20 protein-coding genes and 2 riboswitches are annotated in these 22,800 nt (G+C 67.5%); of the genes, 6 read left to right on the top strand and 14 right to left on the bottom strand.

Going from position 1 to position 22,800, the window contains the following annotated elements; all coding sequences use genetic code 11:
- Window positions 1–170 precede the first annotated feature (170 nt).
- The 4 genes from ACIP1U_RS23595 to ahcY all read right to left on the bottom strand — a co-directional run bounded on the left by ACIP1U_RS23595 (window position 171) and on the right by ahcY (window position 3,371).
- Entirely contained in the window at window positions 171–530 is a 360-nt protein-coding gene (locus ACIP1U_RS23595; RefSeq protein ID WP_400320090.1) for a TfoX/Sxy family protein, read from the bottom strand.
- Between the two features lie 5 nt (window positions 531–535).
- Window positions 536–1,366: a methylenetetrahydrofolate reductase [NAD(P)H] gene (gene metF / locus ACIP1U_RS23600; protein WP_400320092.1), complete on the bottom strand. Its 831-nt coding sequence runs from the start codon at window positions 1,364–1,366 to the stop codon at window positions 536–538.
- A 40-nt stretch (window positions 1,367–1,406) separates the two neighbouring features.
- Window positions 1,407–1,757 (bottom strand): phage holin family protein, encoded by a 351-nt coding sequence (locus ACIP1U_RS23605; protein ID WP_133098172.1) that lies wholly within the window; start codon window positions 1,755–1,757, stop codon window positions 1,407–1,409.
- A 180-nt stretch (window positions 1,758–1,937) separates the two neighbouring features.
- A complete protein-coding gene (ahcY, locus tag ACIP1U_RS23610; RefSeq protein WP_400320096.1) occupies window positions 1,938–3,371 on the bottom strand; it encodes an adenosylhomocysteinase in 1,434 nt (477 codons plus the stop codon).
- Window positions 3,372–3,487: 116 nt separating this feature from the next.
- Window positions 3,488–3,581: riboswitch (S-adenosyl-L-homocysteine riboswitch) on the bottom strand.
- A gap of 58 nt (window positions 3,582–3,639) precedes the next feature.
- On the opposite strand from ahcY, the gene thiD reads away from it, so the two are divergent.
- On the top strand, window positions 3,640–4,476 hold the full coding sequence (gene thiD / locus ACIP1U_RS23615) for a bifunctional hydroxymethylpyrimidine kinase/phosphomethylpyrimidine kinase (protein WP_400320099.1): 837 nt from the start codon (window positions 3,640–3,642) through the stop codon (window positions 4,474–4,476).
- A 39-nt stretch (window positions 4,477–4,515) separates the two neighbouring features.
- On the opposite strand, the gene ACIP1U_RS23620 is transcribed toward thiD, so the two are convergent.
- The 7 genes from ACIP1U_RS23620 to thiC all read right to left on the bottom strand — a co-directional run bounded on the left by ACIP1U_RS23620 (window position 4,516) and on the right by thiC (window position 11,069).
- Window positions 4,516–4,965 (bottom strand): PaaI family thioesterase, encoded by a 450-nt coding sequence (locus tag ACIP1U_RS23620; protein ID WP_400320101.1) that lies wholly within the window; start codon window positions 4,963–4,965, stop codon window positions 4,516–4,518.
- 189 nt (window positions 4,966–5,154) lie between these two features.
- Window positions 5,155–5,661, bottom strand: a complete 507-nt coding sequence (locus tag ACIP1U_RS23625; RefSeq protein WP_400320104.1) for a GNAT family N-acetyltransferase — start codon at window positions 5,659–5,661, stop codon at window positions 5,155–5,157.
- 7 nt (window positions 5,662–5,668) lie between these two features.
- A complete protein-coding gene (locus ACIP1U_RS23630) occupies window positions 5,669–6,802 on the bottom strand; it encodes a thiamine phosphate synthase (RefSeq protein ID WP_400320107.1) in 1,134 nt (377 codons plus the stop codon).
- Window positions 6,799–7,641 carry a thiazole synthase gene (locus ACIP1U_RS23635; RefSeq protein WP_400320110.1) on the bottom strand — a complete coding sequence of 281 codons (843 nt, stop codon included), beginning with the start codon at window positions 7,639–7,641 and terminating at the stop codon, window positions 6,799–6,801. The genes ACIP1U_RS23630 and ACIP1U_RS23635 overlap by 4 nt, the downstream gene beginning before the upstream one ends.
- Before the next feature lie 4 nt (window positions 7,642–7,645).
- Window positions 7,646–7,843 (bottom strand): sulfur carrier protein ThiS, encoded by a 198-nt coding sequence (gene thiS, locus ACIP1U_RS23640; RefSeq protein ID WP_029047356.1) that lies wholly within the window; start codon window positions 7,841–7,843, stop codon window positions 7,646–7,648.
- A gap of 12 nt (window positions 7,844–7,855) precedes the next feature.
- Window positions 7,856–9,046: an FAD-dependent oxidoreductase gene (locus ACIP1U_RS23645; RefSeq protein WP_400320113.1), complete on the bottom strand. Its 1,191-nt coding sequence runs from the start codon at window positions 9,044–9,046 to the stop codon at window positions 7,856–7,858.
- A 142-nt stretch (window positions 9,047–9,188) separates the two neighbouring features.
- Window positions 9,189–11,069 carry a phosphomethylpyrimidine synthase ThiC gene (gene thiC / locus ACIP1U_RS23650; protein ID WP_400320116.1) on the bottom strand — a complete coding sequence of 627 codons (1,881 nt, stop codon included), beginning with the start codon at window positions 11,067–11,069 and terminating at the stop codon, window positions 9,189–9,191.
- A 103-nt stretch (window positions 11,070–11,172) separates the two neighbouring features.
- Window positions 11,173–11,274: riboswitch (TPP riboswitch) on the bottom strand.
- Between the two features lie 223 nt (window positions 11,275–11,497).
- On the opposite strand from thiC, the gene ACIP1U_RS23655 reads away from it, so the two are divergent.
- Window positions 11,498–13,177, top strand: a complete 1,680-nt coding sequence (locus ACIP1U_RS23655; RefSeq protein WP_400320119.1) for an acyl-CoA dehydrogenase family protein — start codon at window positions 11,498–11,500, stop codon at window positions 13,175–13,177.
- Window positions 13,178–13,201: 24 nt separating this feature from the next.
- On the opposite strand, the gene ACIP1U_RS23660 is transcribed toward ACIP1U_RS23655, so the two are convergent.
- Complete coding sequence (locus tag ACIP1U_RS23660; RefSeq protein WP_400320121.1) at window positions 13,202–14,881, bottom strand: GMC family oxidoreductase; 1,680 nt, start codon at window positions 14,879–14,881, stop codon at window positions 13,202–13,204.
- A gap of 350 nt (window positions 14,882–15,231) precedes the next feature.
- On the opposite strand from ACIP1U_RS23660, the gene ACIP1U_RS23665 reads away from it, so the two are divergent.
- Window positions 15,232–16,635 carry a coniferyl aldehyde dehydrogenase gene (locus ACIP1U_RS23665; protein ID WP_400320122.1) on the top strand — a complete coding sequence of 468 codons (1,404 nt, stop codon included), beginning with the start codon at window positions 15,232–15,234 and terminating at the stop codon, window positions 16,633–16,635.
- Between the two features lie 11 nt (window positions 16,636–16,646).
- On the opposite strand, the gene ACIP1U_RS23670 is transcribed toward ACIP1U_RS23665, so the two are convergent.
- Both ACIP1U_RS23670 and metK read right to left on the bottom strand, forming a co-directional pair.
- Window positions 16,647–17,591, bottom strand: coding sequence for a Kdo hydroxylase family protein (locus ACIP1U_RS23670; RefSeq protein ID WP_400320125.1), 945 nt, complete (start codon window positions 17,589–17,591; stop codon window positions 16,647–16,649).
- Window positions 17,592–18,542: 951 nt separating this feature from the next.
- Window positions 18,543–19,706 carry a methionine adenosyltransferase gene (metK, locus tag ACIP1U_RS23675; RefSeq protein ID WP_022533288.1) on the bottom strand — a complete coding sequence of 388 codons (1,164 nt, stop codon included), beginning with the start codon at window positions 19,704–19,706 and terminating at the stop codon, window positions 18,543–18,545.
- A 304-nt stretch (window positions 19,707–20,010) separates the two neighbouring features.
- Here metK and ACIP1U_RS23680 point away from each other — a divergent pair, with 304 nt between their 5' ends.
- From ACIP1U_RS23680 to dapF, 3 genes are read left to right on the top strand one after another with little or no spacing between them, the layout of a single operon-like run.
- Entirely contained in the window at window positions 20,011–20,892 is an 882-nt protein-coding gene (locus ACIP1U_RS23680) for a lysophospholipid acyltransferase family protein (RefSeq protein WP_400320129.1), read from the top strand.
- On the top strand, window positions 20,889–21,782 hold the full coding sequence (locus tag ACIP1U_RS23685) for a lipid A biosynthesis lauroyl acyltransferase (RefSeq protein WP_400320132.1): 894 nt from the start codon (window positions 20,889–20,891) through the stop codon (window positions 21,780–21,782). The genes ACIP1U_RS23680 and ACIP1U_RS23685 overlap by 4 nt, the downstream gene beginning before the upstream one ends.
- Before the next feature lie 53 nt (window positions 21,783–21,835).
- On the top strand, window positions 21,836–22,702 hold the full coding sequence (dapF, locus tag ACIP1U_RS23690; RefSeq protein ID WP_400320135.1) for a diaminopimelate epimerase: 867 nt from the start codon (window positions 21,836–21,838) through the stop codon (window positions 22,700–22,702).
- The last annotated feature ends 98 nt before the right edge of the window (window positions 22,703–22,800 follow it).

A 22,800-nucleotide genomic window follows, 5' to 3' on the forward strand; every position in this document is an offset into this window, starting at 1 on the left:
GGTCAAAGGATGAAGCTGGATGCCTACGCCCTCAGCAAGCTCCCCTCGCCCGCTTGCGGGAGAGATGGAGAGGGCCGACGCTCGACGCAGCCAGCATCGATTCACATCGTAGAAGCTCCTGCCCTCTCCCCCGGCCCCCTCTCCCGCGCGCGGGAGAGGGGAGCAAACAGTCAGCCCGCATTCCCCAGCCGCAGCGCCGCTTCCACCGCCAGCTTCGCCCACGGCGTCATCGCCGCCGGCGATTCCAGTGCGGCGGGCGGCAGGCTGAGGTAGTGGCGCATGGTGACCTCGCGCTTCGCGGACTGGTAGCGGAAGGGCTCGCTGCCCTCGGCGTCGAACTTGCCGCGCGTGGCGTCATCCGCCTTCAGGTAGCACGTGCCGCCAGACACCAGCGCGAACATCAGCCCGTCATAGAACAGCCCATGCCCGCCAAACATGCGCCTGGCCGTCATCGGCCCGATGCGCGCCGCCAGCGGCCCCATCAGCTCGAGCAGGTGTTCGACGAAGGGATCGGGGCGGCGCGCGGCCATGGCGCTTACAGCTTCAGCCGCTGCCAGATCGCCTTGGTCGCGCCGGCAGCGTTGAGGGTGTAGAAATGCAGCCCCGGCACGCCCGCGGCCAGCAGCCGCTCGCACAGCGCGGTGACCACGTCGAGACCGAAGGCGCGGATCGATTCGCGGTCGTCGCCGAAGCTCTCCAGCCGCTTGGCCACCCAGCGCGGCACTTCGGCGCCGCAGGTCTCGGAGAAACGCATCAGCTGCGAGCAGTTGGTGATCGGCATGATGCCCGGCACGATGGGCACATCCACCCCCATGGCGCGTACATCGTCGACAAAGCGGAAGTAGGCGTCCGCATTGAAGAAGTACTGGGTGATCGCGGAGTTGGCGCCGGCCCTGACCTTGCGCACGAAGTTCTCCAGGTCGTGGCGCGGCGATTTCGCCTGGGGGTGGTATTCCGGGTACGCCGCCACCTCGATATTGAACCAGTCGCCGGTCTCGGCCCGGATGAACTCGACCAGTTCATTGGCAAAGCGGAATTCGCCGATCTCGCCCATGCCGGACGGCAGGTCGCCGCGCAACGCCACGATATGGCGGATGCCGCCCTCGCGGTATTTCTTCAGGATGTCGCGGATGCTCTCGCGCGACGAGCCCACGCACGACAGGTGCGGCGCGGCTTCGATGCCTTCGCGCTGGATCTCCAGCACGGTGTCGAGCGTGCCCTGCTGCGTGGTGCCGCCGGCACCGAAGGTCACCGAGATGTACTTGGGCTTGAGCGTAGCCAGCTGCGCGCGCGTATTGCGCAGCTTCTCCAGGCCCTCCGCCGTCTTGGGCGGGAAGAATTCAAAGCTGAAGTAACGGTCTTGCATGATGGTGGCGCGCCGCGTTGCCGCGGCGCGCGAAATAAGGTCAGTCGTCGCGGTTGCCCAGCAGCAGGCTGGACAGCAGCCACGAGATCACGCTGTACAGGATGGAGCCCAGCAAGGCCGCCCAGAAACCGCCGACCGTGAAGCCCGACAGCAGGTTGCCGACAAACAGGAACAGCAGCGCGTTGATGACGAAGATAAACAGCCCCAGCGTCAGCAGGGTGACCGGCAGGGTCAGGATCACCAGGATCGGCCGGATCAGCGTGTTGACCAGGCCCAGCACCAGCGCCGCCAGCATCGCCGAGCCGAAGCTCTTGATGTGGATCGACGGGATGATGTATGGCAGCACGAACAGCGCGACAGCGTTGATGATCCAGACGACCAGCAGTCTCATGACGGTTCCTTGGTTGGCTTCGATGGCGTGGTTGCTCCCCTCTCCCATTTATGGGAGAGGGGTCGGGGGGAGAGGGCCGGCGCATCTCGATGCGAGGCGCCGGACTTCGTTGAGGCTCCCGCCCTCTCCCCCTGCCCCTCTCCCGCACGCGGGAGAGGGGAGTCCTGCCGGCCAGCGAAATCAATAGCGGTAGTGATCCGCCTTGTACGGGCCTTCCTTCTTCACGCCGATATACGCGGCCTGCTGCTCGGTCAGCTCGGTCAGCTGCGCGTTCAGCTTGCGCAGCTGCAGGCGCGCGACCTTCTCGTCCAGGTGCTTGGGCAGCGTGTAGACGCCGACCGGGTACTTGCCGCTGTCGCGCTCTTGCCAGAGTTCGATCTGCGCGATGGTCTGGTTGGCGAACGAGCTGCTCATCACGTACGACGGGTGGCCGGTAGCACAGCCCAGGTTCACCAGGCGGCCCTTGGCCAGGATGATCAGCTTCTTGCCGTCGGGGAACTTGACGTGGTCGACCTGCGGCTTGATCTCGTCCCACTCGTACTTCTCGATCGAGGCAATGTCGATCTCGTTGTCGAAGTGGCCGATATTGCAGACGATGGCCTGGTCCTTCATCCGGGCCATGTGGTCATGCGTGATGACATGGTAGTTGCCGGTGCAGGTGACGAAGATATCGCCATGCTCGGCGGCGTAGTCCATGGTCACCACGCGATAGCCTTCCATCGCGGCCTGCAGCGCGCAGATCGGGTCGATCTCGGTGACCCACACCTGCGCCGAGAGGGCGCGCAGCGCCTGAGCGCTGCCCTTGCCCACGTCGCCGTAGCCGGCCACGATGGCGATCTTGCCGGCGATCATCACGTCAGTGGCGCGCTTGATGCCGTCCACCAGCGACTCGCGGCAGCCGTACAGGTTGTCGAACTTGCTCTTGGTGACGGAGTCGTTGACGTTGATCGCCGGAAAACGGAGCTCACCCTTTTGAGCCATCTGGTACAGGCGGTGCACGCCGGTGGTGGTTTCCTCGGTCACGCCGCGGATGGCTTCCAGGTTGCGGCTGTACCAGCTCGGGTCGCGGGCCAGCTTTTCCTTGATCGCGGCGAACAGGTAGGTTTCTTCCTCGCTGCCCGGGTTGGCGATGAGCGACTGGTCCTTCTCGGCGCGCGCGCCCAGGTGCAGCAGCAGCGTGGCGTCACCGCCGTCGTCGAGGATCATGTTCGGCGTGCCGCTGGGGTTATCGTCACTTCGGGCCCAGTCGAAGATGCGGTGGGTGAAGTCCCAGTATTCCTTCAGCGATTCGCCCTTGAAGGCGAACACGGGCGTGCCGCCCGCGGCGATGGCGGCGGCGGCGTGGTCCTGCGTCGAGTAGATATTGCACGAAGCCCAACGCACGTCGGCGCCCAATGCCTCGAGCGTCTCGATCAGCACGGCGGTCTGGATCGTCATGTGCAGCGAGCCGGCAATGCGGGCGCCCTTGAGCGGCTGCGCGGCGGCGAATTCGTCGCGGATCGCCATCAGGCCGGGCATCTCGGTCTCGGCGATGGCGATTTCCTTGCGGCCCCAGCCGGCCAGGTTGATGTCGGCGACGAGATAGTCTTGCTTCAGGTCGGTCACGGCGTTCATATTCACTCCGGTGAAGAGTGGCACGCAGGTGACGAGATCGGGAAATCGGGCGGCGGCATGGCAACGGCACATGCGCAGCGGGCGGATAGGTCGACTCGCCTCCGTGCGAAACCACGGATCAGCGAGCGCCGTTGAAGACAGTCCGAGCCTGGCGGATGCATGGGGTAGCATTTTTTGCCTACCGCATCCGTTGCAACGCTCCTCGGAGTGGCGGTATTGTAGCGTGCCCGGCCGCCTTGCGCACCGGCCCTCCTTGATTTCCCCACAGATGACCCCAACGCCACCCCGCACCCTGACCATCGCCGGTTCCGATTCCGGCGGCGGCGCCGGCATCCAGGCCGACCTGAAGACCTTTTCCGCGCTGGGCTGCTTCGGCATGAGCGCCATCACCGCGATCACCGCGCAGAACACGCTCGGCGTGACCGGCGTGCATGCGATCCCGGCCGACATGGTCGCCGCGCAGATCGACGCGGTAGCCAGCGATATCGGCGTGGACGCGGCCAAGACCGGCATGCTGGGCACCGCCGCCATCGTCGAGGCCGTGGCCGCCGCGGCGGACCGGCATGGCATCCGCAAGCTGGTGGTGGACCCAGTGATGATCTCGACTTCCGGCGCGACGCTGTCCGACGACGCCACCACGCAGGCCATGGTGCGGCTGCTGTTCCCGCGCGCGCTGCTGGTCACGCCCAACCTGCCGGAAGCCTCCTACCTGCTGGGCCGCAAGATCGCGCGCCGCGCCGACATGGAGCAGGCCGCCGCCGACCTGATCGCGATGGGCTGCCCGGCCGTGCTGCTCAAGGGCGGCCACCTGGAAGACGATGGTGCGGCAGGCATCGCCGGCGGGCTGGACGATTTGCTGATGCTGAAGGACGGCACCGTGCGCGTGTTCACGCACCCGCGCGTCGAAACCCGCAACCTGCACGGCACCGGCTGCACGCTGGCTGCAGCGATCGCCTCGCAGCTGGCGCGCGGCGATGCGCTGGAAGATGCGGCGGGCAAGGCGCTGGATTTTGTGGCGCAAGCCATTGCGGCCGGCGCGGGATTGCGGCTGGGCAGCGGCAACGGGCCGCTGAACCACGCCTTCGCGCCGCGTGCGCTGGGTTGAGCGGCAGATGGACTGAACGGCCTGGTTTTCAGGCAGGAATCAGTTGCCGCCGCTGGACAGCGGCACCAGCTTGAACGCGGCGCGCGCCACGCACACCACGGTGCCGGCCGCATCCTTTACTTCGCCCTCGCAGAAGGCGATGCGCGCGCCGCGGCGCAGGCAGCGCGCCTCCAGCGTCAGCTCGCCGCGCGCGGCGGCCAGGAAATGGGTCGACATGTCGATGGTGATCACGCCCGTTTCCGTGGGCGCGTGCGAGCGTGCCGCGCCGCTCAGCGTGAAGTCCAGCGTTGCCATCAGCGTGCCGCCGTGCACGTCTCCGCGGCTGTTCACCAGTTGCGGGTGCGCCGGCAGCCGCGTGCGGCAGTAGCCCTCTTCCATATGCTCCGGCTGCAGGCCGAAATAGCGCATCAGCGGCACGTCGATGCCGAAATAGGGCTTCTCAGGCGTGCCGGGAGCGGCGGGGATGATTTCGGGGAGCTGGGTCGACATGGTGGGCGATGCTGGATGGTTGGCGGGGAATGCTGCCCAACATCATAGCGGCGGGGTCCGGTTCGGCTCCCGCGGCTGGGCGAATGTCGCACAAATCTTGGCGACTCAGTGCGCATCACCAGGTGCGGTCCGCTCCCCTCTCCCGCGAGCGGGAGAGGGGCTGGGGGAGAGGGGAGCAAAACCGCTGGCTCAGAGAGCCTGCCGCATGGCCACGCGCTGCCGCAATCCGGCGGCGCGCTGTGCCGCCAGCGCCTCGGACAGCAACGGGCAGAGTTCGCTGTCGTCCAGTTGCCGAAACCCCATCGAGGCATAAAACGGCGCATTCCAGCGCAAATGCGCGAACGTGGTCAGGTTCAGCGTTCGCAGGCCGCTCGCCCGCGCCCAGCCCTGTACGGTCCCGACCAGCGCGCGCCCGATACCGCGCCGGCCATGGTCCGGATGCACGTCCATTTCATCGAGATAGCCGCATTCGCCATTGCGGCTGGCCAGTGCGAAGCCGGCGACTTCTCCGCCATGCTCGGCCACCCACAGCCGCCCTTCGCGCTGCGCGGCCACCAGCGCAGATTCCGGCGTGCTCACCAGGCGCAGCAGCGCTGGCAGGTCGCCCTCCGGGAACAGCGCCGCCGCGGCCAGCTCGATCCCGGGCAGGCTCGGCAGGTCATCCGCCGCTGCCAGGCGAATGCGCGGGGCGGCCACGGCGCGCTCAGCCGGCCGGGAACAGGCTGACGAGGTGTGCCACCGCAGCCGGCACGTCTTCGGCCTCGGTGACGGCGCGCACCACGGCGGCGCTGCCCACGCCCACGGCGAGCACTTCGCGCATATTCGTGGCATTGACGCCACCGATGCCGACCAGCGACGGGATCACCGGCTGCATCAGCTTCGCATACGCGCGGAAGCGGCCCATGCCTTGCGGCTGGGTCGGCATCACCTTGGTCGTGGTCGGGAAGATCGCGCCCAGGGCCAGGTAGCTCGGGCGGATCGCCGCGACGCGCAGCATCTCGGCGTAACCGTGCGTGGATACGCCCAGCCGCAGCCCGGACGCACGGATCGCGTCGAGGTCGGCGTCATCGAGGTCTTCCTGGCCGAGGTGGATGCCGTAGATGCCGCTCTGCGCGTCATTGGCAGCGTGGTAGTCGAGCGCCGCCCGCCAGTGGTCGTTGATGAACAGGCGCGACGACGAGCCCTGCATGGCTCTCGCCGCGCGCGCGATCTCGGCGCGCACCGCGGCGGGATCGTCGGACTTGAAGCGCAGTTGCACCGTCGGCACGTTCAGCGGCGCCAGGCGCTCGATCCATTCGGCGCTCGGCACCACCACGTACAGGCCCAGCGGGGGGCACGGCGCGAACGGCTCGACGGCCTGCTCCGGCGCCACCAGCGCGGCATGGCGCACGTGCGGGAAACGCGCGAAATCCGATGGCCAATCGGCCGAGCCCGGCGCCCAGGCGCGCGCCAGCGCCAGCGCGTCATGCGCGGGGAAATGCAGCGACAGGCTCGCCAGCAGCACTGCGACGAATGCGGCTGAATGCGGCTGGTCGCTGTCCGCGGCTACCGAGAACACCCAGGTGCCCATGGGCGAGCGCACCGTGTCGATCCACTGGCCGCCTTCACGGTCGGTCTCGATCAGCGTGGCACCGCTGGCGGCAACGCGCGCGATGACTTCCGCGGTGGCTTCGCCGTCGGACAGCAGCACATCATGCGCACCGGGCTGCGCGGGCGCATCTTCAAGGCGCCAGGCCTGCCACGGCTTGTCGTCGACGCCGAAGGTCTCGCCATAGTGCTCAAGCACTGCCGCGCGCAGCGGGCCGTCGCTGGGAACGTGGACGGGGCGGCGGGTCATGCGCGCTGCTCCCGCTGCTCCGCCTGCGCATGCCAGAACGGCATGCCGACCACCGGTGTGCTGGCCTGCGCCACTTCGCGCTCGGGCATCGGGCCGGCCAGGTACGCGGTCCGGCCCGCTTCCACCGCCTGCGCGAACGCGCGCGCCATGTTGACCGGGTAGGCGGCCTGCGCCACCGCGGTGTTGAGCAGCACGCCGTCGTAGCCCCATTCCAGCACCTGCGCCGCGTGCGACGGCAGGCCCAGGCCGGCATCGACGATCAGCGGCGTATCCGGCAGGCGCTCGCGCAGCACGCGCATCGCATGCGGATTCACCGCACCACGGCCGGTGCCGATCGGCGCGGCCCACGGCATCAGCGCCTGGCAGCCGACGTCGAGCAGCCGGCGGCACAGCACCAGGTCCTCGGTGCAATAGGGCAGCACCTTGAAGCCTTCCTTGATCAGGGTCTCGGCGACTGCGGGCAGGTTGAGCGTGTCGGGCTGCAGCGTGTAGTCGTCGCCGATCAGCTCCAGCTTGATCCACGGCGTCTCGAACACCTCGCGCGCCATCATCGCGGTGGTGATGACCTCCTGCGCGGTGAAACAGCCCGCGGTGTTCGGCAGCACCGGCACGTTCAGCGCCTTGAGCATCTGCCAGAACGCCTGGCCGCCCTCGCCGTCGCCCACCGCGCCCTGGCGGCGCAGCGCAACGGTGATCATGGCCGGCGTGGATGCCTGCACGGCAGCTTCAAGCGTGGCTGGCGACGGATAGCGCGCGGTGCCCAGCAGCAGGCGCGAGCTGAACGACTCGCCATACAGCACGAACGGGTCGCGCAGGGTTTCGGAAGGTTCGAATGTCATGGGGTCAGCCTCCCGTCACGGGTTGCACGAGGTCGATGCGGTCGCCGGCCGCAAGGGGGGTGTTGGCATGCGCAGCGCGCGGCACGAACTGGCCGTTGACCGCCGCGGCAAAAGGAGGCGCGATCTTCGCCACGACTACCGCGTCCGCCAGCGTGGCGGATTCGGCAAGGGCAAGGGGTCGGCCGTTGAGCAGGATTTCCATGTCAGTCTTGCGTTAGTGCAGCAGCCCGGTGCGCGCGCGCAGCGCCGCAGCCGGCGCTTCCGTCACTGCCTCGATCATGCCGGGCCAGCGCAGCGCGGCAGGCACCGCGTGGGCGGCAGGGTCGCCCTTGAGCAACGCGCCCACCACCGCGCACGCGGCCTCGGTCACCGCCGGGGCGATCAGGAAGCCGTGGCGGTACAAGCCGTTGACGCGCACCACGCGCGCCTGCTGGTCGACGCGGATCGCCGGCAGGTGGTCGGGTCGCGTCGGGCGGCGCTGCACGTTCAGTTCCAGCACGCGCGCCTCGCCGAAGGCGGGATGCAGCGAATGCGCCGCCGACAGCAGTTCCAGCGCGGAACGCACGCTCATCGGCGAATCGTCCTCGCTTTCCAGTTCGGTCGCACCGATCACGTACAGGTCGTTGGGCTTGGGAGCAATATAGATCGGGTAGCGCGGGTGCAGCAGCCGCACCGGCCGGTGCAGCTTCACGTCAGGCGCATGCACGCGCACCACTTCGCCACGCAGGCCCCGCAGGCCGGGCGTGGTGCCGCCGGGCTGCGCCGGCCACGCCGCGCGCGCGCCCAGGCCGCGGCAATCCAGCACCACGTCCGCGCGAATGCCCAGCGTGGGCAGCGTGTCGGCTTCTACCTCACCGGCTTCCCAGACGCAATGCACGCCCTCGCTGACCGCGCACGACAGCAGCGCGCGCAGCGCGCCGCGGTTGTCGAGCTGGCCCTCTCCGGCCAGCAGCAGCCCCTGCGGGAAGCGGCCCGCCAGCGCCGGCTCGACTTCGCCCACGCCCTTGCCGTCCAGCGCCCGCAGCCGCTGCGACACCAGCTCGGGCGGCGCCACCGCGCGCATGCGGCTGGTGAACAGCGACATCTCGCTGCGGTCGCGCGCATGCCAGACCACCAGCGTGCCGTCCTCCTGGAAGAAAACCGGCTCCGGCAACTCGGCCAGCCACGCGCGCCACAGGTCGACGCTGGCGATGCCGAGGTCGACGATGCGGCGTTCGGCGATGGCCGATTCCGCCAGCGGTGCCAGCATGGCCGCGGCCACGTAGGCGGCCGAACCCGCGCCGTCCGGCCCGGCGCGCTCCACCAGCGCCACGCGGGCGCCGCTGCGCACCAGTTGCCAGGCAGCCAGGCGGCCGGCGAGACCGGCCCCGAGGATGGCGACGTCAAACGACTGTACTGCTGTCATGAGGGATGTTGTGCCGGGGCATAAGCATGCGGGCATGCCGCCGCGCCGGCCTCCTTGTTGTCAGGGCCGCCGCGCGGGGCGCTGCGCGGCGGCGGAACATACGCGGGCACGGTTGCGACGCCATGCCCGTACTGCCGTTGCCTTACGAGTAGATCTTGCTGCCCTTCTTCAGGAACTCGATCGACTTTTCTTCCATGCCCTGCTGCGCGTCCTTGGGCAGCGATGCCGCGTAGTCGCGCACTTCCTGCGTGATCTTCATCGAGCAGAACTTCGGCCCGCACATCGAGCAGAAGTGGGCGATCTTGGCGCCTTCGGCCGGCAGCGTGGCGTCGTGGTACGAACGCGCGCGTTCCGGATCCAGGCCAAGGTTGAACTGGTCTTCCCAGCGGAACTCGAAGCGTGCCTTGGACAGCGCGTTGTCGCGCAGCTGCGCGCCCGGCCAGCCCTTGGCAAGATCCGCGGCATGTGCAGCGATCTTGTAGGTGATGATGCCTTCGCGCACGTCTTCCTTGTCCGGCAGGCCCAGGTGCTCCTTGGGCGTGACGTAGCACAGCATGGCCGTGCCCATCCAGCCGATATTGGCCGCGCCAATGCCGCTGGTGATGTGGTCGTAGCCGGGGGCGATGTCGGTCACCAGCGGTCCCAGGGTATAGAACGGCGCCTCGTAGCAATGCTTGAGTTCTTCGTCCATGTTGGCCTGGATGCGCTGCAGCGGCACGTGGCCCGGGCCTTCGATCATCACCTGGACGTCGTGCTTCCACGCCTTGGCGGTCAGCTCGCCCAGCGTGCGCAGCTCGCCGAACTGGGCATCGTCGTTGGAGTCGGCGATGCAACCCGGACGCAGGCCGTCGCCGAGGCTGAACGACACGTCGTACGCCTTCATGATCTCGCAGATCTCGTCGAAGTGCGTGTACAGGAAGTTTTCCTTGTGGTGCGCCAGGCACCACTTGGCCATGATCGAACCGCCGCGCGAGACGATGCCGGTGACGCGGTCGGCGGTCAGCGGCACGTAGCGCAGCAGCACGCCGGCGTGGATGGTGAAGTAGTCGACGCCCTGCTCGGCCTGCTCGATCAGCGTGTCGCGGAACATCTCCCAGGTCAGGTCCTCGGCAATGCCGCCGGTCTTGTCCAGCGCCTGGTAGATCGGCACCGTGCCGATGGGCACCGGCGAGTTGCGCAGGATCCACTCACGCGTTTCGTGGATGTGCTTGCCCGTGGACAGGTCCATGATGGTGTCGGCGCCCCAGCGGATCGACCACACCATCTTTTCCACTTCCTCGGCCAGCGACGAAGTCACCGCCGAGTTGCCCAGGTTGCCGTTGATCTTGACGCGGAAATTGCGCCCGATCGCCATCGGCTCCAGCTCGGTGTGGTTGATGTTGGCGGGAATGATGGCGCGGCCCGAGGCGATTTCCTGGCGCACGAATTCCGGCGTCATGTCTTCCGGACGCAGCGGCAGGCCGGCGCCCAGCGCGTTGCCGGGGTGCTGGCGCAGGAGCGCCTTGTATTCGGGCTTGTCGTACAGCGCTTGCAGGTTCAGCGATTCGCGCAGCGCCACGTACTCCATTTCCGGCGTGATGATGCCGCGGCGCGCATAGTGCATCTGTGACACGTTGGCACCGGCCTTGGCGCGGCGCGGGTTGGTCAGCTGGGCAAAGCGCAGGTGCGCGGTGGCGGGGTCGTTGGCGCGGTCGCGGCCGTATTCCGACGACAGGCCGGGCAGTACTTCGGTGTCGCCGCGCTCATCGATCCACTTGGCGCGCACCGCCGGCAGGCCGGCCTTCAGGTCGATATGCACGTCCGGGTCGCTGTACGGGCCCGAGGTGTCATAGACCGGAATCGGCGGGTTGGGCATGTCGCCCTTCTCCGTGCGCGTGGACGTTTGCAGGATCGTGCGCAGCGGCACGCGGATATCCGGGCGGCTGCCGGTCAGGTAGGTCTTGCTGGAAGCCGGGTAGGCAAATTTCTGGTCGAGGTCGCTCTCGAGCGATTCGAAGGAAGCAGCGGGGGCAGTACGGGCCATGGGTGTCGTCCTCTCTCTCTTGCGGGGTGGACGAAACCAGGAGCCCTGTGAGCGCTGCCGGCGGCGTGGTGGCCTGGGCGGCGAGTCCCGGAGGGACAAGAGGCTTGGTCTTGCTGAAACTTCCCACGCCGGTACTAACCGGATCGGGTTCGAAGGGACTCTCTCAGCCGCACGGCCCATCCGTACGGCACCCCTGTTTCATCCAACGGGGTGAATTTAAGCACAGAGCATCGGTGGGCGCCAGTGCCAGTTCCCGGTGGTTTGTGGTGCCACACCTGTGCGCAAAGGTATCGAATCGCGCATGGTGCAGCGCAAAAATCGATGACAAGCGGACGACCATGCACTCAAACGCCTGTCACGCGCTCTATCACGTGCTCTACCATGCAAGCAAACGGCAAGCATCGAACCGATCCAGGAGACATCCCATCATGACCGACGCCGCCACGCACCGCGTCTTCAACCAGGTGCCGGATCTTGCGCACTACAACCTCTTCGGCTGCGATCCCATCGTCCGCGCCGCGCTGGAACGGCTTGGCGGCGGCTGGCATGCCGAAACGCTGGGGCAGTTCGGTGCGCGGCTGGGCGAGCCGGAAGTGCAGCAATGGGCGGCCGACGCCAACCGCCATACGCCCGAACTGCACACGCACAGCCGCACCGGCGAGCGCATCGATGCCGTGGAATTCCACCCGAGCTGGCACGCACTGCTGTCGCTGCTGCGCAGCCAACAACTGCAGGCCCTGCCCTTCGCGCAGCCGCGCGCGGGCGCGTGGAGTGCGCGCACGGCGGGCTACTTCCTGCAGGCGCAGGTGGAATCCGGCTCGCTGTGCCCAACCACGATGACCCTCGCCAGCATCCCGGTGTTGCGCAAGGAAACCGCGCTGTTCGCCGAACTCGAGCCACGTCTGTACGCGAGCGAGCATGACGCGCGCGACCTGCCCTGGCGGGACAAGACGGCAATCATGATCGGCATGGGCATGACGGAGAAACAGGGCGGCTCCGACGTGCGCGCCAACACCACGGTGGCGCGCGCCTTACACAGCGGAAGCGGCGAAGGCCGCGGCGCGGAGTACGCGCTGACCGGGCACAAGTGGTTCTTCTCGGCGCCGATGTGCGATGCGCACCTGGTGGTGGCGCGCATGGGCGCCGAAGACGGCCCGCTGTCGTGCTTCTTCGTGCCGCGCTTCCGCGACGACGGCAGCAAGAACCCGATCCAGATCCAGCGCCTGAAGGACAAGCTGGGCAACCGCTCCAACGCCAGCAGCGAGGTCGAGTTCCGCGACGCCACCGGCATCCTGATCGGCGAGGAAGGACGCGGCATCCCCACCATCATCGAGATGGCGACCAACACGCGGCTCGACTGCGTGATCGGCAGCTCGGCCATCCTGCGCGCGGCCTTCGTTCAGGCGCTGCACCACACACGCCACCGCAGCGCTTTCGGCCGCCTGCTGGCCGACCAGCCGCTGATGCGCAATGTGCTGGCGGACCTGGCACTGGAATCCGAAGCGGCCTCGCTGCTGATGATGGAACTGGGCCACGTCTTCGAGCACGCCGAGGGCGACAACCCCGACCCGCTCGCCGCCGCGTGGAAGCGCGTGGTCACGCCAGCGGCCAAATTCTGGATCTGCAAGCGCGCCATCGAGGCCACCGGAGAAGCGATGGAAGTCTGGGGCGGCAACGGCTACGTGGAAGAAAGCCCGATGGCGCGGCTGTACCGCGAGGCGCCGGTCAACTCGATCTGGGAAGGCTCGGGCAACATCATGTGCCTGGACGTGCTGCGCGCGATCCAGCGCAACCCCGACGATGCCGCGCGCCTGCTGCAAGACTTGCAGCGCCGCGCCGGCGGCCATCCCGCGGTGCGGGCGGAGCTGGCGTCGCTGCAGGCGCTCTTGCGCGAGGCGCCGGAGCATCTGGAAGCCAACGCGCGCCGCTTTGCGCAGGGACTGGTGCTGACCACGCAGGCGGCCCTGATGCTGGCGCATGCCGACGCGGAGAATGCGGAGCTGTTTGTCGCCAGCCGGCTGGGGCGCCAGCACGGACGCGTGTTCGGTACGCTGGATGCGGAGGCCGGGTTGCTGAAGCGCGTGGCGTCACGCGGCTTCGAAGGCTAGCCGCGCACGGACTCAGCGTTCGCGTCACGCCTCCATCGACTCCAGCACGCGCAGCATTACCCGCGGCGCGTAGCGGATCAAGTCATGCGCGCGCTCGCCGATCATGATCGCGGGGGCGTTGGTGTCGCCGCCGACCAGCGTCGGCATGACCGACGCATCGACCACGCGCAGCCCTTCCACGCCGCGCACGCGCAACTGCGGGTCGACCACCGCCATCGCATCCATGCCCATTCTGCAGGTGCCCACGGGATGATAGATGGTGTCGGCATGCGCGCGGATCATGTCGCGCACGTCGGCATCGTCGCTGCCATCGGCACGCAGGTGCCCGGAATACAGTTCGCGCCCGCCGACACTGGCCAGCTGCGGCTGCGCGAAGATCCGGCGCACGATGCGCACGCCGGCAACCATGTCGTCGAGGTCGCGCACATCGCTGAGGTAGCGCGGGTCGATCAGCGGCGCCTCGCGGATCTCGGCCGACGCCAGCCGGACCTCGCCGCGGCTGCGCGGGCGCAGCACGCATACGTGGCACGAATAGCCGTGGCCGAAGTTGAGCCGGCGCATGTGGTTGTCAGCCATGCCGACGACGAAATGCAACTGCAGGTCGGGCTCGGCCAGTTCGGGGCGGCTGCGGATAAAGCCACCTGCCTCGGCGAAGTTGCTCGACATCATGCCGGTGCGTTCGCGCCGGTAGCGCAAGATTTCCGACAGCAGGGTCATGAATCCGCTGAACGACACGCCGAACAGCTCGGGCGCCGCCACGCGCTTGTGCAGGATGATGTCGAGATGGTCCTGCAGGTTGGCGCCCACGCCGGGCAGGTCGTGGACCACGTCGATGCCAAGCTCGCGCAGTTGCGCCGCCGGACCCACGCCGGAAACCAGCAGCAATTGCGGCGAACCGAAGGTGCCGGCACAAACGATCACGTCCCGCCGTGCACGCAGAAGTTGCTGGCGGCCATCGCGCGCGGCCAGCACGCCGGCCGCATGGCGGCCCTCGAAGACGATGCGCAGTGCCTGCGTGCCGGTCAGCACCTGCAGGCGCGCGCGCCCACCATTGCAGGCCTTGTCGCGCGCGTTGCCGCCATGCAGGTAGGCGCGTGCCGCGTTCCAGCGCTCGCCCGCGTGCTGCGTGACCTGGTACCAGCCCACGCCCTCCTGCTCTTCGCCGTTGAAGTCGCCGTTGAGCAAGTAGCCCGCCTGCTGCGCCGCCTCGATAAAGCGCTCGGCGAAAGGATTGGGCGTGCGCAGATCCGACACATGGAGCGGGCCGTTGCCGCCGTGCAGCGGATCGTCGTCGCTGCCGGCGAGGCGTTCATTGCATTCCGCGCGGCGGAAATACGGCAGCACGTCGTCCCATGACCAGCCGTCGCAGCCGGCGGCGGCCCAGTCGTCGTAATCGGCGGGCCGTCCGCGCGTGTAGATCATCGCGTTGATCGACGAACTCCCGCCCAGGCCCCGCCCGCGCGGCTGGTAGCCTCGGCGGCCGTTCAGTCCCGGCTGTGGCACGGTTTCGTAGGCGTAGTTGCGTGCGCTGGCGCGCGGCAGCATGGCGGCACACGCGGCGGGTGTGCGTACCAGCACATGGTGGTCGTGCTGGCCGGCCTCGACCAGGGCAATGGTGTCGTCGCCGCTGTCGGCCAGCCGTCCGGCCAGCGCACAGCCCGCCGATCCCGCGCCGACGATGACGTAGTCGTAGGTGGTTTCCATCTGTCTCCCCGCGTGTCCGCAGGCGGCGCGCGTGAGCGGGGCGCCGCGCCGGCCGCGCGTGCCCTGTCCGTCCGGCGGATGGCAAGCTGTGAGATTCAGTGTAGGCGCTAGCCGGAACGGAGGTGAAGGGCGGCGCGCCTTCGTGCATCGGTGCGTCGGGCGTTTGAAATGCCGATCTGGGATGATCCCGCCATTGCCTCCGCCGGCATGCTGGCTTATCTTGCGCGGGAATGCGCTGGAATGCGCTGGAATGCGCAACAAATGCGACGCGATCGCTGGACGACCGCCCGCATCCGCGCCGGATCCATCGGCAAGCCACCTTGCCCGCCAACCGCCCAGGAGCGCCACCGATGCGTGAAGTCCCCGAAATCTCGTCCGTGTTTGGCGCCATGCACGCCGCCTCTCGGCGTGACCAGTTGCCGCCGTGGACAATGCGGGCCGACCGGCTGGAGCGCCTGCGGCGCCTGCTGGCCCAGAACCACGAACGCATCGCCCAGGCCATCCACGACGACTTCGGCAACCGGCCGCGCCAGGAAACCGCGCTGCTGGAAATGTTCCCGAGCCTGGCCGCGATCGACGACGGTCTGCGCCACGGCAAGCGCTGGATGCGCGAGCGCAGCGTTGCCACCGGTTTCTGGTTCCGCCCCGGCCGCTCGCGGTTGCTGCCGCAGCCGCTGGGCGTGGTCGGTATCGTGGTGCCGTGGAACTACCCGCTGTACCTGACCGTGGGCCCGCTCGCCGGGGCGCTGACCGCGGGCAACCGTGCCATGGTCAAGCTGTCGGAATACACGCCACGCTTTGCCGCGCTGTTCGCCGAACTGGTGCAGGCGGAGTTTGCGCCGGAGGAGATCGTGATCGTCAACGGCGACGCCGAAGTTGCCAGCGCCTTCACCGCGCTGCCGTTCGACCACCTGCTGTTCACCGGCTCCACCGCGGTCGGCCATCATGTGATGCGCGCGGCCGCGGCCAACCTCACGCCGGTCACGCTGGAGCTGGGCGGCAAGTCGCCCGCCATCGTCGGGCCGGGCGCGGACCTGGCGCGCGCCGTGGAGCGCATCGTGGTCGGCAAGCTGATGAACGCCGGCCAGACCTGCATCGCGCCGGACTACGTGCTGGTGCCCGATGACCTGCGCGAGCCGCTGGTGCAGGCAATGCGCGCGTGCGTGGGCCGCCTCTACCCCGACCTGGCGCGCAATCCCGACTACACGAGCATTATCAGCCCGCGCCACTTCACGCGATTGCAAGGGCTGGTCGACGATGCTGCGGCACAAGGCGCGCGCGTGGTGCCGCTATCGGATGCCGGCCACGACGCGGCCGCGCGGCGCATGACGCCAACGCTGCTGCTGGACGTGCCGGAAAGCGCCACAGCGATGCGCGAGGAGATCTTCGGGCCGGTGCTGCCAGTGGTGACGTACCAGACAATCGACCAGGCGGTCGACTTCATCAACGCGCGGCCACGGCCGCTGGCGCTGTATTTGTTCGAGCGCGACCGCCACACCATCGACCATGTGATGCGCCAGACCGTTGCCGGGGGCGTCACCGTCAACGACACGCTGTTCCACATCGCGCAGGACAACCTGCCGTTCGGGGGCGTCGGCGCCAGCGGCATGGGTGTCTACCACGGCAAGGCGGGCTTCGAGACCTTCTCCAAGCTCAAGCCGGTGTTCCACCAGGCCGCCCTGAACGGCGCCGGCCTGCTCAAGCCGCCTTACGGCAAGACTTTTGCGTCGATGCTGAAGCTGCTGTTGCGCTGAGGTACAGCCGCTCAGGACACCAGCATCGGCCGCTTGAGCATGCGCGCCAGTACCGCCTCAGGCGAGTGGGTGTGGTCGGAAATCGCCTGTGGCTCCAGGTAGATGGTCTGCTCCATCATCGCGCGCCCGCGCATGGCGGCGTGCAGCAGCTGGTCGCTGAACACGATCCAGGTGGAACCGGGCGGGAAATGGAATTCCTGCTGCGGCACGTCGCGCTGATAGTCCAGGTCGGCTTTGGCCAGATCGTGGAGCTGCAGCATGCGGTGGTCGTACTCCGAGCGCTTGCGCTTGGTGATATGCAGCAGCTTCATCAGCGCCGCCTGGCCTGGCCACATGCCGTGGGTCTTCGGGACAAATTTCTGCGCGAAATCGCCGAACGGCTCGCCGACGCGCCACACGCGCGGCGCGGCTGGGTCGATGTTGTGGAACACGCGCAGCAGGCGCTTGCCCAGCATGGGGTTGGATGGGAAGGAATCGACGTGCAGGCGGGTGTCGTCCTTGCGCCAGCTGACCGGGCGGCCGGCGATCTCGCTGGGGCGCAGCGAGGTGCCGGCGCGGGTCATGTGGGGGATGTATTCGGGGAACAGCGTGCGGATCAGCGACTCGCTGTTGTCGGCATAGCGGCGGATCAGCGTGTATAGGTCGGACAGGTCCTGCTGGGTGCCCTGCGCGCCGCGCACTGCGGTGTCGTTGGCGCGGAGGTTGATGTTCTTGGATTTGCCGTCGGAATAGCGGGCGTCGAGGAAGCGTTCCTCGCCGGGTTCGAAGTGGAACTTCAGGTGGGGGAAGTAGAGTACTGCGCCTTGCTCGAGCTCGCGGCGCAGCGCGGCGCGTTCCTCGGGGGTGACCTGTGGGGCCCAGGTGGTGTAGGGCTGGGGGCGGATCAGGTCGAGGCTGCCGGTGGCGGCGGATCGGGTCAGCGCGGTGGCAGGGGTACGTGCGGGTGCTTCAGGCATGGCAGTCCTCTGGGGACGGTCCCCCGTGAAGGAATTTGTGGTCCGGCTTTGGTGGTTGGGATTTTACTCCCTGGGGGTTGGGGTGGAGATTGAGGCTTATCACGTGCGAATCCGTGCGGGTCGCTGTCGGTGACATGCTGTCGGCCGTTGAACCGCCTGGTTCCGCCCTCCTGGGGGGCGGGTCACTTTTTGTCCGAGCGACAAAAAGTAACCAAAAAGCGCGTCGCCTGAGCGGCTGGCTATCAAGTCATCGGCGTTGGTGATTCGGACGGTGGTGATTTCCGTCGGATCGGGTTGGTGGTTCGGGCCTGCTACGCACCCTGTCTGTGCCTACGTCCACGGGCGGTTGAACGAACCCGAAGCAGGGGATTGGCAGCCTGCTAAGCGCGTTATCGGTGAGACGCCTTCGGCTGCGCTGCGCGCACTCAGTATCGTAGGTCGAGGGCTCCGGCACAGAGTGCGTCGCTGCGCTCGCACAACGCTATCGCGCGCGATGCCGGGCCAGAAGCGGGAGCCAGGATAGGGGCGGCAATTCTGCCACGTTAGGACCCGCGCGCAGCGCAGCCGAAGGCGTCCCACCGATGCGGCCATTAGCAGGCGGCCACCGCCCTGCATCGGGTTCGTTCAACCGCCCGTCGACGTAGGCACCATCCCGGGAGCGTAGCAGGGTCGAACGGGCACCCACGATGAAAGGAGACCAAAGCCGCCCGATCCACTGACACCGAGAAATTGATAGCCAGCCGCTCAGGCGACGCGTTTTTTGGTTACTTTTTGCCGCTCGGGAAAAAAGTGACCCGCCCAGGAGGGCGGAACCAGGCGGTTCAACGGCCGACAGCATGTCACCAACAGCGACCACCACAGAACCCAAAAAACCCCACAGACCCTTGCGGGCCGGTGGGGCTTGCCGGAGTCCAAAGTCAGAGTCCGAAGTACCGCAGTCCGGAGTGCCGCTTACAGTCCAGCGGCAGCGCGCAGGGCAGCCGCCTTGTCAGTCGCCTCCCACGAGAATTCCGGCTCTTCGCGGCCAAAGTGGCCGTAGGCGGCGGTCTTCTCGTAGATCGGGCGCAGCAGGTCGAGCATCTGCACGATGCCCTTCGGCCGCAGGTCAAAATGCTCCTGCACCAGTTCCGCAATCTTGGCGTCCGGAATCTTGCCGGTACCTTCGGTGTAGACCGTCACGTTGATAGGACGCGCCACGCCGATGGCATAGCTCACCTGCACCTGGCACTGCCGCGCCAGCCCGGAAGCCACCACGTTCTTGGCCACATAGCGCGCCGCATAGGCAGCCGAGCGATCCACCTTGGACGGATCCTTGCCCGAGAACGCACCACCGCCATGCGGCGAAGCGCCACCATAGGTATCGACAATGATCTTGCGCCCGGTCAGACCGCAGTCGCCCTGCGGGCCGCCGATCACGAAACGCCCGGTCGGGTTCACCAGATACTTGGTTTCCTTCAGCATCTCAGCCGGCAGCACCGCCTTGATGATCTCTTCGATCACCGCTTCACGGATCTGCGCCTGGGTGATATCCGGCGAATGCTGCGTCGACAGCACCACGGTATCCACACTGTGCGGCTTGCCGTCGACATAACGCACCGTCACCTGCGATTTGGCGTCCGGACGCAGCCAGGGCAGCCGGCCGTCGCGGCGCAGCAGCGACTGGCGTTCAACCAGGCGGTGCGCGTAATAAATCGGGAACGGCATCAACTCCGGCGTCTCATCGCAGGCGTAGCCGAACATCAGGCCCTGGTCGCCGGCACCCTGGTTCAGGTAGTCGTCAGAGGCGCGATCCACACCCTGGGCGATGTCCGGGGACTGCTTGTCATAGGCCACCAGCACGGCGCAGCCCTTGTAGTCGATGCCGTATTCGGTGTTGTCGTAGCCGATGCGCTTGATCGTGTCGCGCGCGATCTGGATGTAGTCGACGTTGGCGGTCGTGGTGATTTCCCCTGCCAGCACCACCAGGCCGGTGTTGCAAAGCGTCTCGGCAGCCACACGCGCGTACTTGTCCTGCGCCAGGATGGCGTCCAGGACGGCGTCGGAAATCTGGTCGGCGACCTTGTCGGGATGGCCTTCGGAAACGGATTCCGAAGTAAAAAGGAAGTCGTTTGCCACGAACTTATTCTCCAGGTTGGCTATTGCGTGCCACCCGGTCGGGTTCATGGCGGCGACGCTTTAGCGGTATTTAAAGCAGCCCGGTTAGAGCGGCATCGCCCCGCAAGTTGTCAGTTAACTCGGCGATACACGCTATTATACGCGCCTGCCGGGCTCGTTGCAGCGCGCCAAAGGCGCCGACGCAACACGCTGCCGCCACGGCATGCCGTTTGCCCGGATTACGGCAAGCCGGCGCGGAATTGAATGCCGCGTCGGGAAAACGCCGGTTATGACCCGTTGCAGCCCGGACTGCAATCCACGCCCGATGACCTTTCTTTTCTGGCTGATTTCCCGTTTCCCGTTGCGCGTACTGCAGGCCGCAGGCGGCGCGCTCGGACTGCTGGCGGCACGGCTGCCCGGCCGCTACGGCCAGCGGCTGAGTGAAAATTTCCGCCTGGCGTTCCCCGACGCCACGCAGGCGATGCTCGATGAAGCCGCCCGCTCCGCCGGGCGCATGATGATCGAGATGCCCTATTTCTGGAGCCGCAAGAAGATCGGCGCGCGGCTCCATGGATTCGACGACTACATGTGGCCGGAACTGGAAAAGCTGCAGGCGCGCGGCAAGGGCCTCATCATCCTGACGCCCCACCTGGGCTGCTTTGAAGTGCTGCCACAGTCCCACGCGCTGGTGCGCCCCGTCACGGCGCTGTTCAAGCCACCACACCAGCCCTGGCTGCGCGACTGGATCGAAAAGATGCGCACCCGGCCCAACATGCACATGGCGCCCGCCACGCCGCGCGGCGTGCGCATGCTGGTCAAGGCGCTCAAGCGGGGCCAGGCGGTGGGCATCCTGCCCGACCAGGTACCCAGCGGCGGCGAGGGCAACTGGGCGCCGTTCTTCGGCAAGCCGGCCTATACGATGGCGCTGGTGCACCGGCTGCAGCAGTTGACCGGGGCGCCAGTGGTCGCGGTCTTTGCGGAACGGCTGCCGAAAGGCGCGGGCTATCGCGCCCACCTGCACGTGCTCAATGAGGGCGGCATGCTGCCGAACGACCCGGCCGAAGCGGCCGCGGTGATCAACCAGGCTGTCGAGACCCTGGTGAGACAGTGCCCCACGCAGTACCTGTGGGGGTACAGCCGCTACAAGGGGCCCGCCGCCGCCGCCGCCCGCAGCACAGAGCCGACCACTGACCAATCGATTTCATGAGCCGCGTGTTCACCTGGCTCGGCATCGGCCTGCTGACGGTGCTGGGCAAACTTCCCTATCCGTTCGTTGCCCGCTTCGGCGAAGGGCTGGGCAGCCTGCTCTACCTGCTCCCCAGCGAACGGCGCCGCGTGGTGCAGGCCAACCTGCGCCTGTGCTTCCCGGACAAGACCGAGGCCGAGATCGACGAACTGTCGCGCCAGAGCTTCCGCACCGTGTTCCGCAGCTTTGCCGAGCGCGGCATCTTCTGGACCGGCAGCGAAGCGCAGATGCGCCGCTGGGTGCGGATCGACGACCAGGCCGACCTGGCATCGCTGGATGGCACGCCGCATATCCTGGTCACGCTGCATCTGTCGGGCGTCGAGGCCGGCGCGATCCGGCTGACCATCCACCTGCGCGAGCACGTGGGGCGTTCCGGCGCCTCGCTGTACACGAAGCAGAAGAACGACCTGTTTGACGGCTTCCTCAAGCACGCGCGCGGCCGCTTCGGCGCCAACATGATTTCGCGCAACGACAGCGCGCGCGACATCTTGCGCTGCCTGAAGAAGGGCGAAGCGCTGCAGCTGATCTCCGACATGGACTTCGGCGAACGCGATTCGGAATTCGTGCCGTTCTTCGGCGTGCAGGCGATGACCCTGACCTCGGTGTCCCGGCTGGCGCGCCTGACCGGAGCCAAGGTGGTGCCGATCTACACCGAGATGCTGCCCGACTACCAGGGCTACGTGCTGCGCATCCTGCCTGCCTGGGACAATTACCCCGGAGAAAGCGTCACCGACGACACGCGCCGCATGAACGCCTTCTTCGAGGACTGCATCCGCCCGCGCGTGCCTGAGTATTACTGGGTGCACAAGCGCTTCAAGCACCGCCTGCCGGGCGAACCCGAAATCTATTGAGCGTCCGCCAAGGGCGGCAGCAGCTTGCGCGAGCCGCGGCTACAATCCCCACCATGAAACTCCAGTTCACCAAGATGCATGGCGCCGGCAACGACTTTGTCGTGCTCGACGGCATCCACCAGCAGATCGACCTGACTCCCGCGCAATGGCGCGCGCTCGCCAGCCGGCATTTCGGCGTGGGCGCCGACCAGATGCTGGTGGTCGAGAAACCGTCGCGTGGCGACGTCGACTTTCGCTACCGCATCTTCAATGCCGACGGCAGCGAGGTCGAGCATTGCGGCAATGGCGCGCGCTGCTTCGTGCGTTTTGTCAGCGACAAGGGCATGACCCACAAGCGCTCGGTGCGCGTGGAGGTGATGAAGGGCGTGATCACGCTGACGCTGCAGGACGACGGCCAAGTCACCGTCGACATGGGCGCGCCCGAACTGGAACCAGCCCAGGTGCCGTTCCGTCCCGAGGGCCTGCCGATCCGGGCTGAAGGCGTGGATACGGCCTACGGCCTGGAGGTCAACGGCCGCACCGCATGGATCTCGGCCGTGTCGATGGGCAACCCGCACGCGGTGCAGGTGGTCGAGGACGTCGAGAACTTCCCGGTGCTGCAGGACGGCCCGGTCATCGAGCAGCACGGCACCTTCCCCAACCGCGTCAATGCCGGCTTCATGCAGGTGCAGGACCGCAACACCATCCGCCTGCGCGTCTACGAGCGCGGCGCTGGCGAGACGCTGGCCTGCGGCACCGGCGCCTGCGCGGCGGTGGTCGCCGGCATCCGGCGCGGCCTGCTGGATTCGCCCGTCAAGGTGCATACCCACGGCGGCGACCTGACCATTGCCTGGGACGGCGGGGCCGAACCGGTGCGCATGACCGGCCCGGCGACCACGGTGTTCGAAGGCACCATTGACCTGGCGACACTGCCGGCCTGACCATAGGGGCAGCGCGCCCCACGACACAGCCCGCATCCATTCCAGCTTGGGCGGGGCGCCCATTCCCTGATCTTGCAGGTCATACCGATGGAGCGCCC

Source organism: Cupriavidus sp. NPDC089707 (genome assembly GCF_044748965.1).
Taxonomy (GTDB): domain Bacteria; phylum Pseudomonadota; class Gammaproteobacteria; order Burkholderiales; family Burkholderiaceae; genus Cupriavidus.

Excerpts from the sequence above, each read along its gene's own strand:
- ACIP1U_RS23595 (WP_400320090.1), bottom strand. The coding sequence starts at position 530 with ATGGCCGCGCGCCGCCCCGATCCCTTCGTCGAACACCTGCTCGAGCTG.
- metF (WP_400320092.1), bottom strand. The coding sequence starts at position 1,366 with ATGCAAGACCGTTACTTCAGCTTTGAATTCTTCCCGCCCAAGACGGCG.
- ACIP1U_RS23605 (WP_133098172.1), bottom strand. The coding sequence starts at position 1,757 with ATGAGACTGCTGGTCGTCTGGATCATCAACGCTGTCGCGCTGTTCGTG.
- ahcY (WP_400320096.1), bottom strand. The coding sequence starts at position 3,371 with ATGAACGCCGTGACCGACCTGAAGCAAGACTATCTCGTCGCCGACATC.
- thiD (WP_400320099.1), top strand. The coding sequence starts at position 3,640 with ATGACCCCAACGCCACCCCGCACCCTGACCATCGCCGGTTCCGATTCC.
- ACIP1U_RS23620 (WP_400320101.1), bottom strand. The coding sequence starts at position 4,965 with ATGTCGACCCAGCTCCCCGAAATCATCCCCGCCGCTCCCGGCACGCCT.
- ACIP1U_RS23630 (WP_400320107.1), bottom strand. The coding sequence starts at position 6,802 with ATGACCCGCCGCCCCGTCCACGTTCCCAGCGACGGCCCGCTGCGCGCG.
- ACIP1U_RS23635 (WP_400320110.1), bottom strand. The coding sequence starts at position 7,641 with ATGACATTCGAACCTTCCGAAACCCTGCGCGACCCGTTCGTGCTGTAT.
- thiS (WP_029047356.1), bottom strand. The coding sequence starts at position 7,843 with ATGGAAATCCTGCTCAACGGCCGACCCCTTGCCCTTGCCGAATCCGCC.
- ACIP1U_RS23645 (WP_400320113.1), bottom strand. The coding sequence starts at position 9,046 with ATGACAGCAGTACAGTCGTTTGACGTCGCCATCCTCGGGGCCGGTCTC.
- thiC (WP_400320116.1), bottom strand. The coding sequence starts at position 11,069 with ATGGCCCGTACTGCCCCCGCTGCTTCCTTCGAATCGCTCGAGAGCGAC.
- ACIP1U_RS23655 (WP_400320119.1), top strand. The coding sequence starts at position 11,498 with ATGACCGACGCCGCCACGCACCGCGTCTTCAACCAGGTGCCGGATCTT.
- ACIP1U_RS23660 (WP_400320121.1), bottom strand. The coding sequence starts at position 14,881 with ATGGAAACCACCTACGACTACGTCATCGTCGGCGCGGGATCGGCGGGC.
- ACIP1U_RS23665 (WP_400320122.1), top strand. The coding sequence starts at position 15,232 with ATGCGTGAAGTCCCCGAAATCTCGTCCGTGTTTGGCGCCATGCACGCC.
- ACIP1U_RS23670 (WP_400320125.1), bottom strand. The coding sequence starts at position 17,591 with ATGCCTGAAGCACCCGCACGTACCCCTGCCACCGCGCTGACCCGATCC.
- ACIP1U_RS23680 (WP_400320129.1), top strand. The coding sequence starts at position 20,011 with ATGACCTTTCTTTTCTGGCTGATTTCCCGTTTCCCGTTGCGCGTACTG.
- ACIP1U_RS23685 (WP_400320132.1), top strand. The coding sequence starts at position 20,889 with ATGAGCCGCGTGTTCACCTGGCTCGGCATCGGCCTGCTGACGGTGCTG.
- dapF (WP_400320135.1), top strand. The coding sequence starts at position 21,836 with ATGAAACTCCAGTTCACCAAGATGCATGGCGCCGGCAACGACTTTGTC.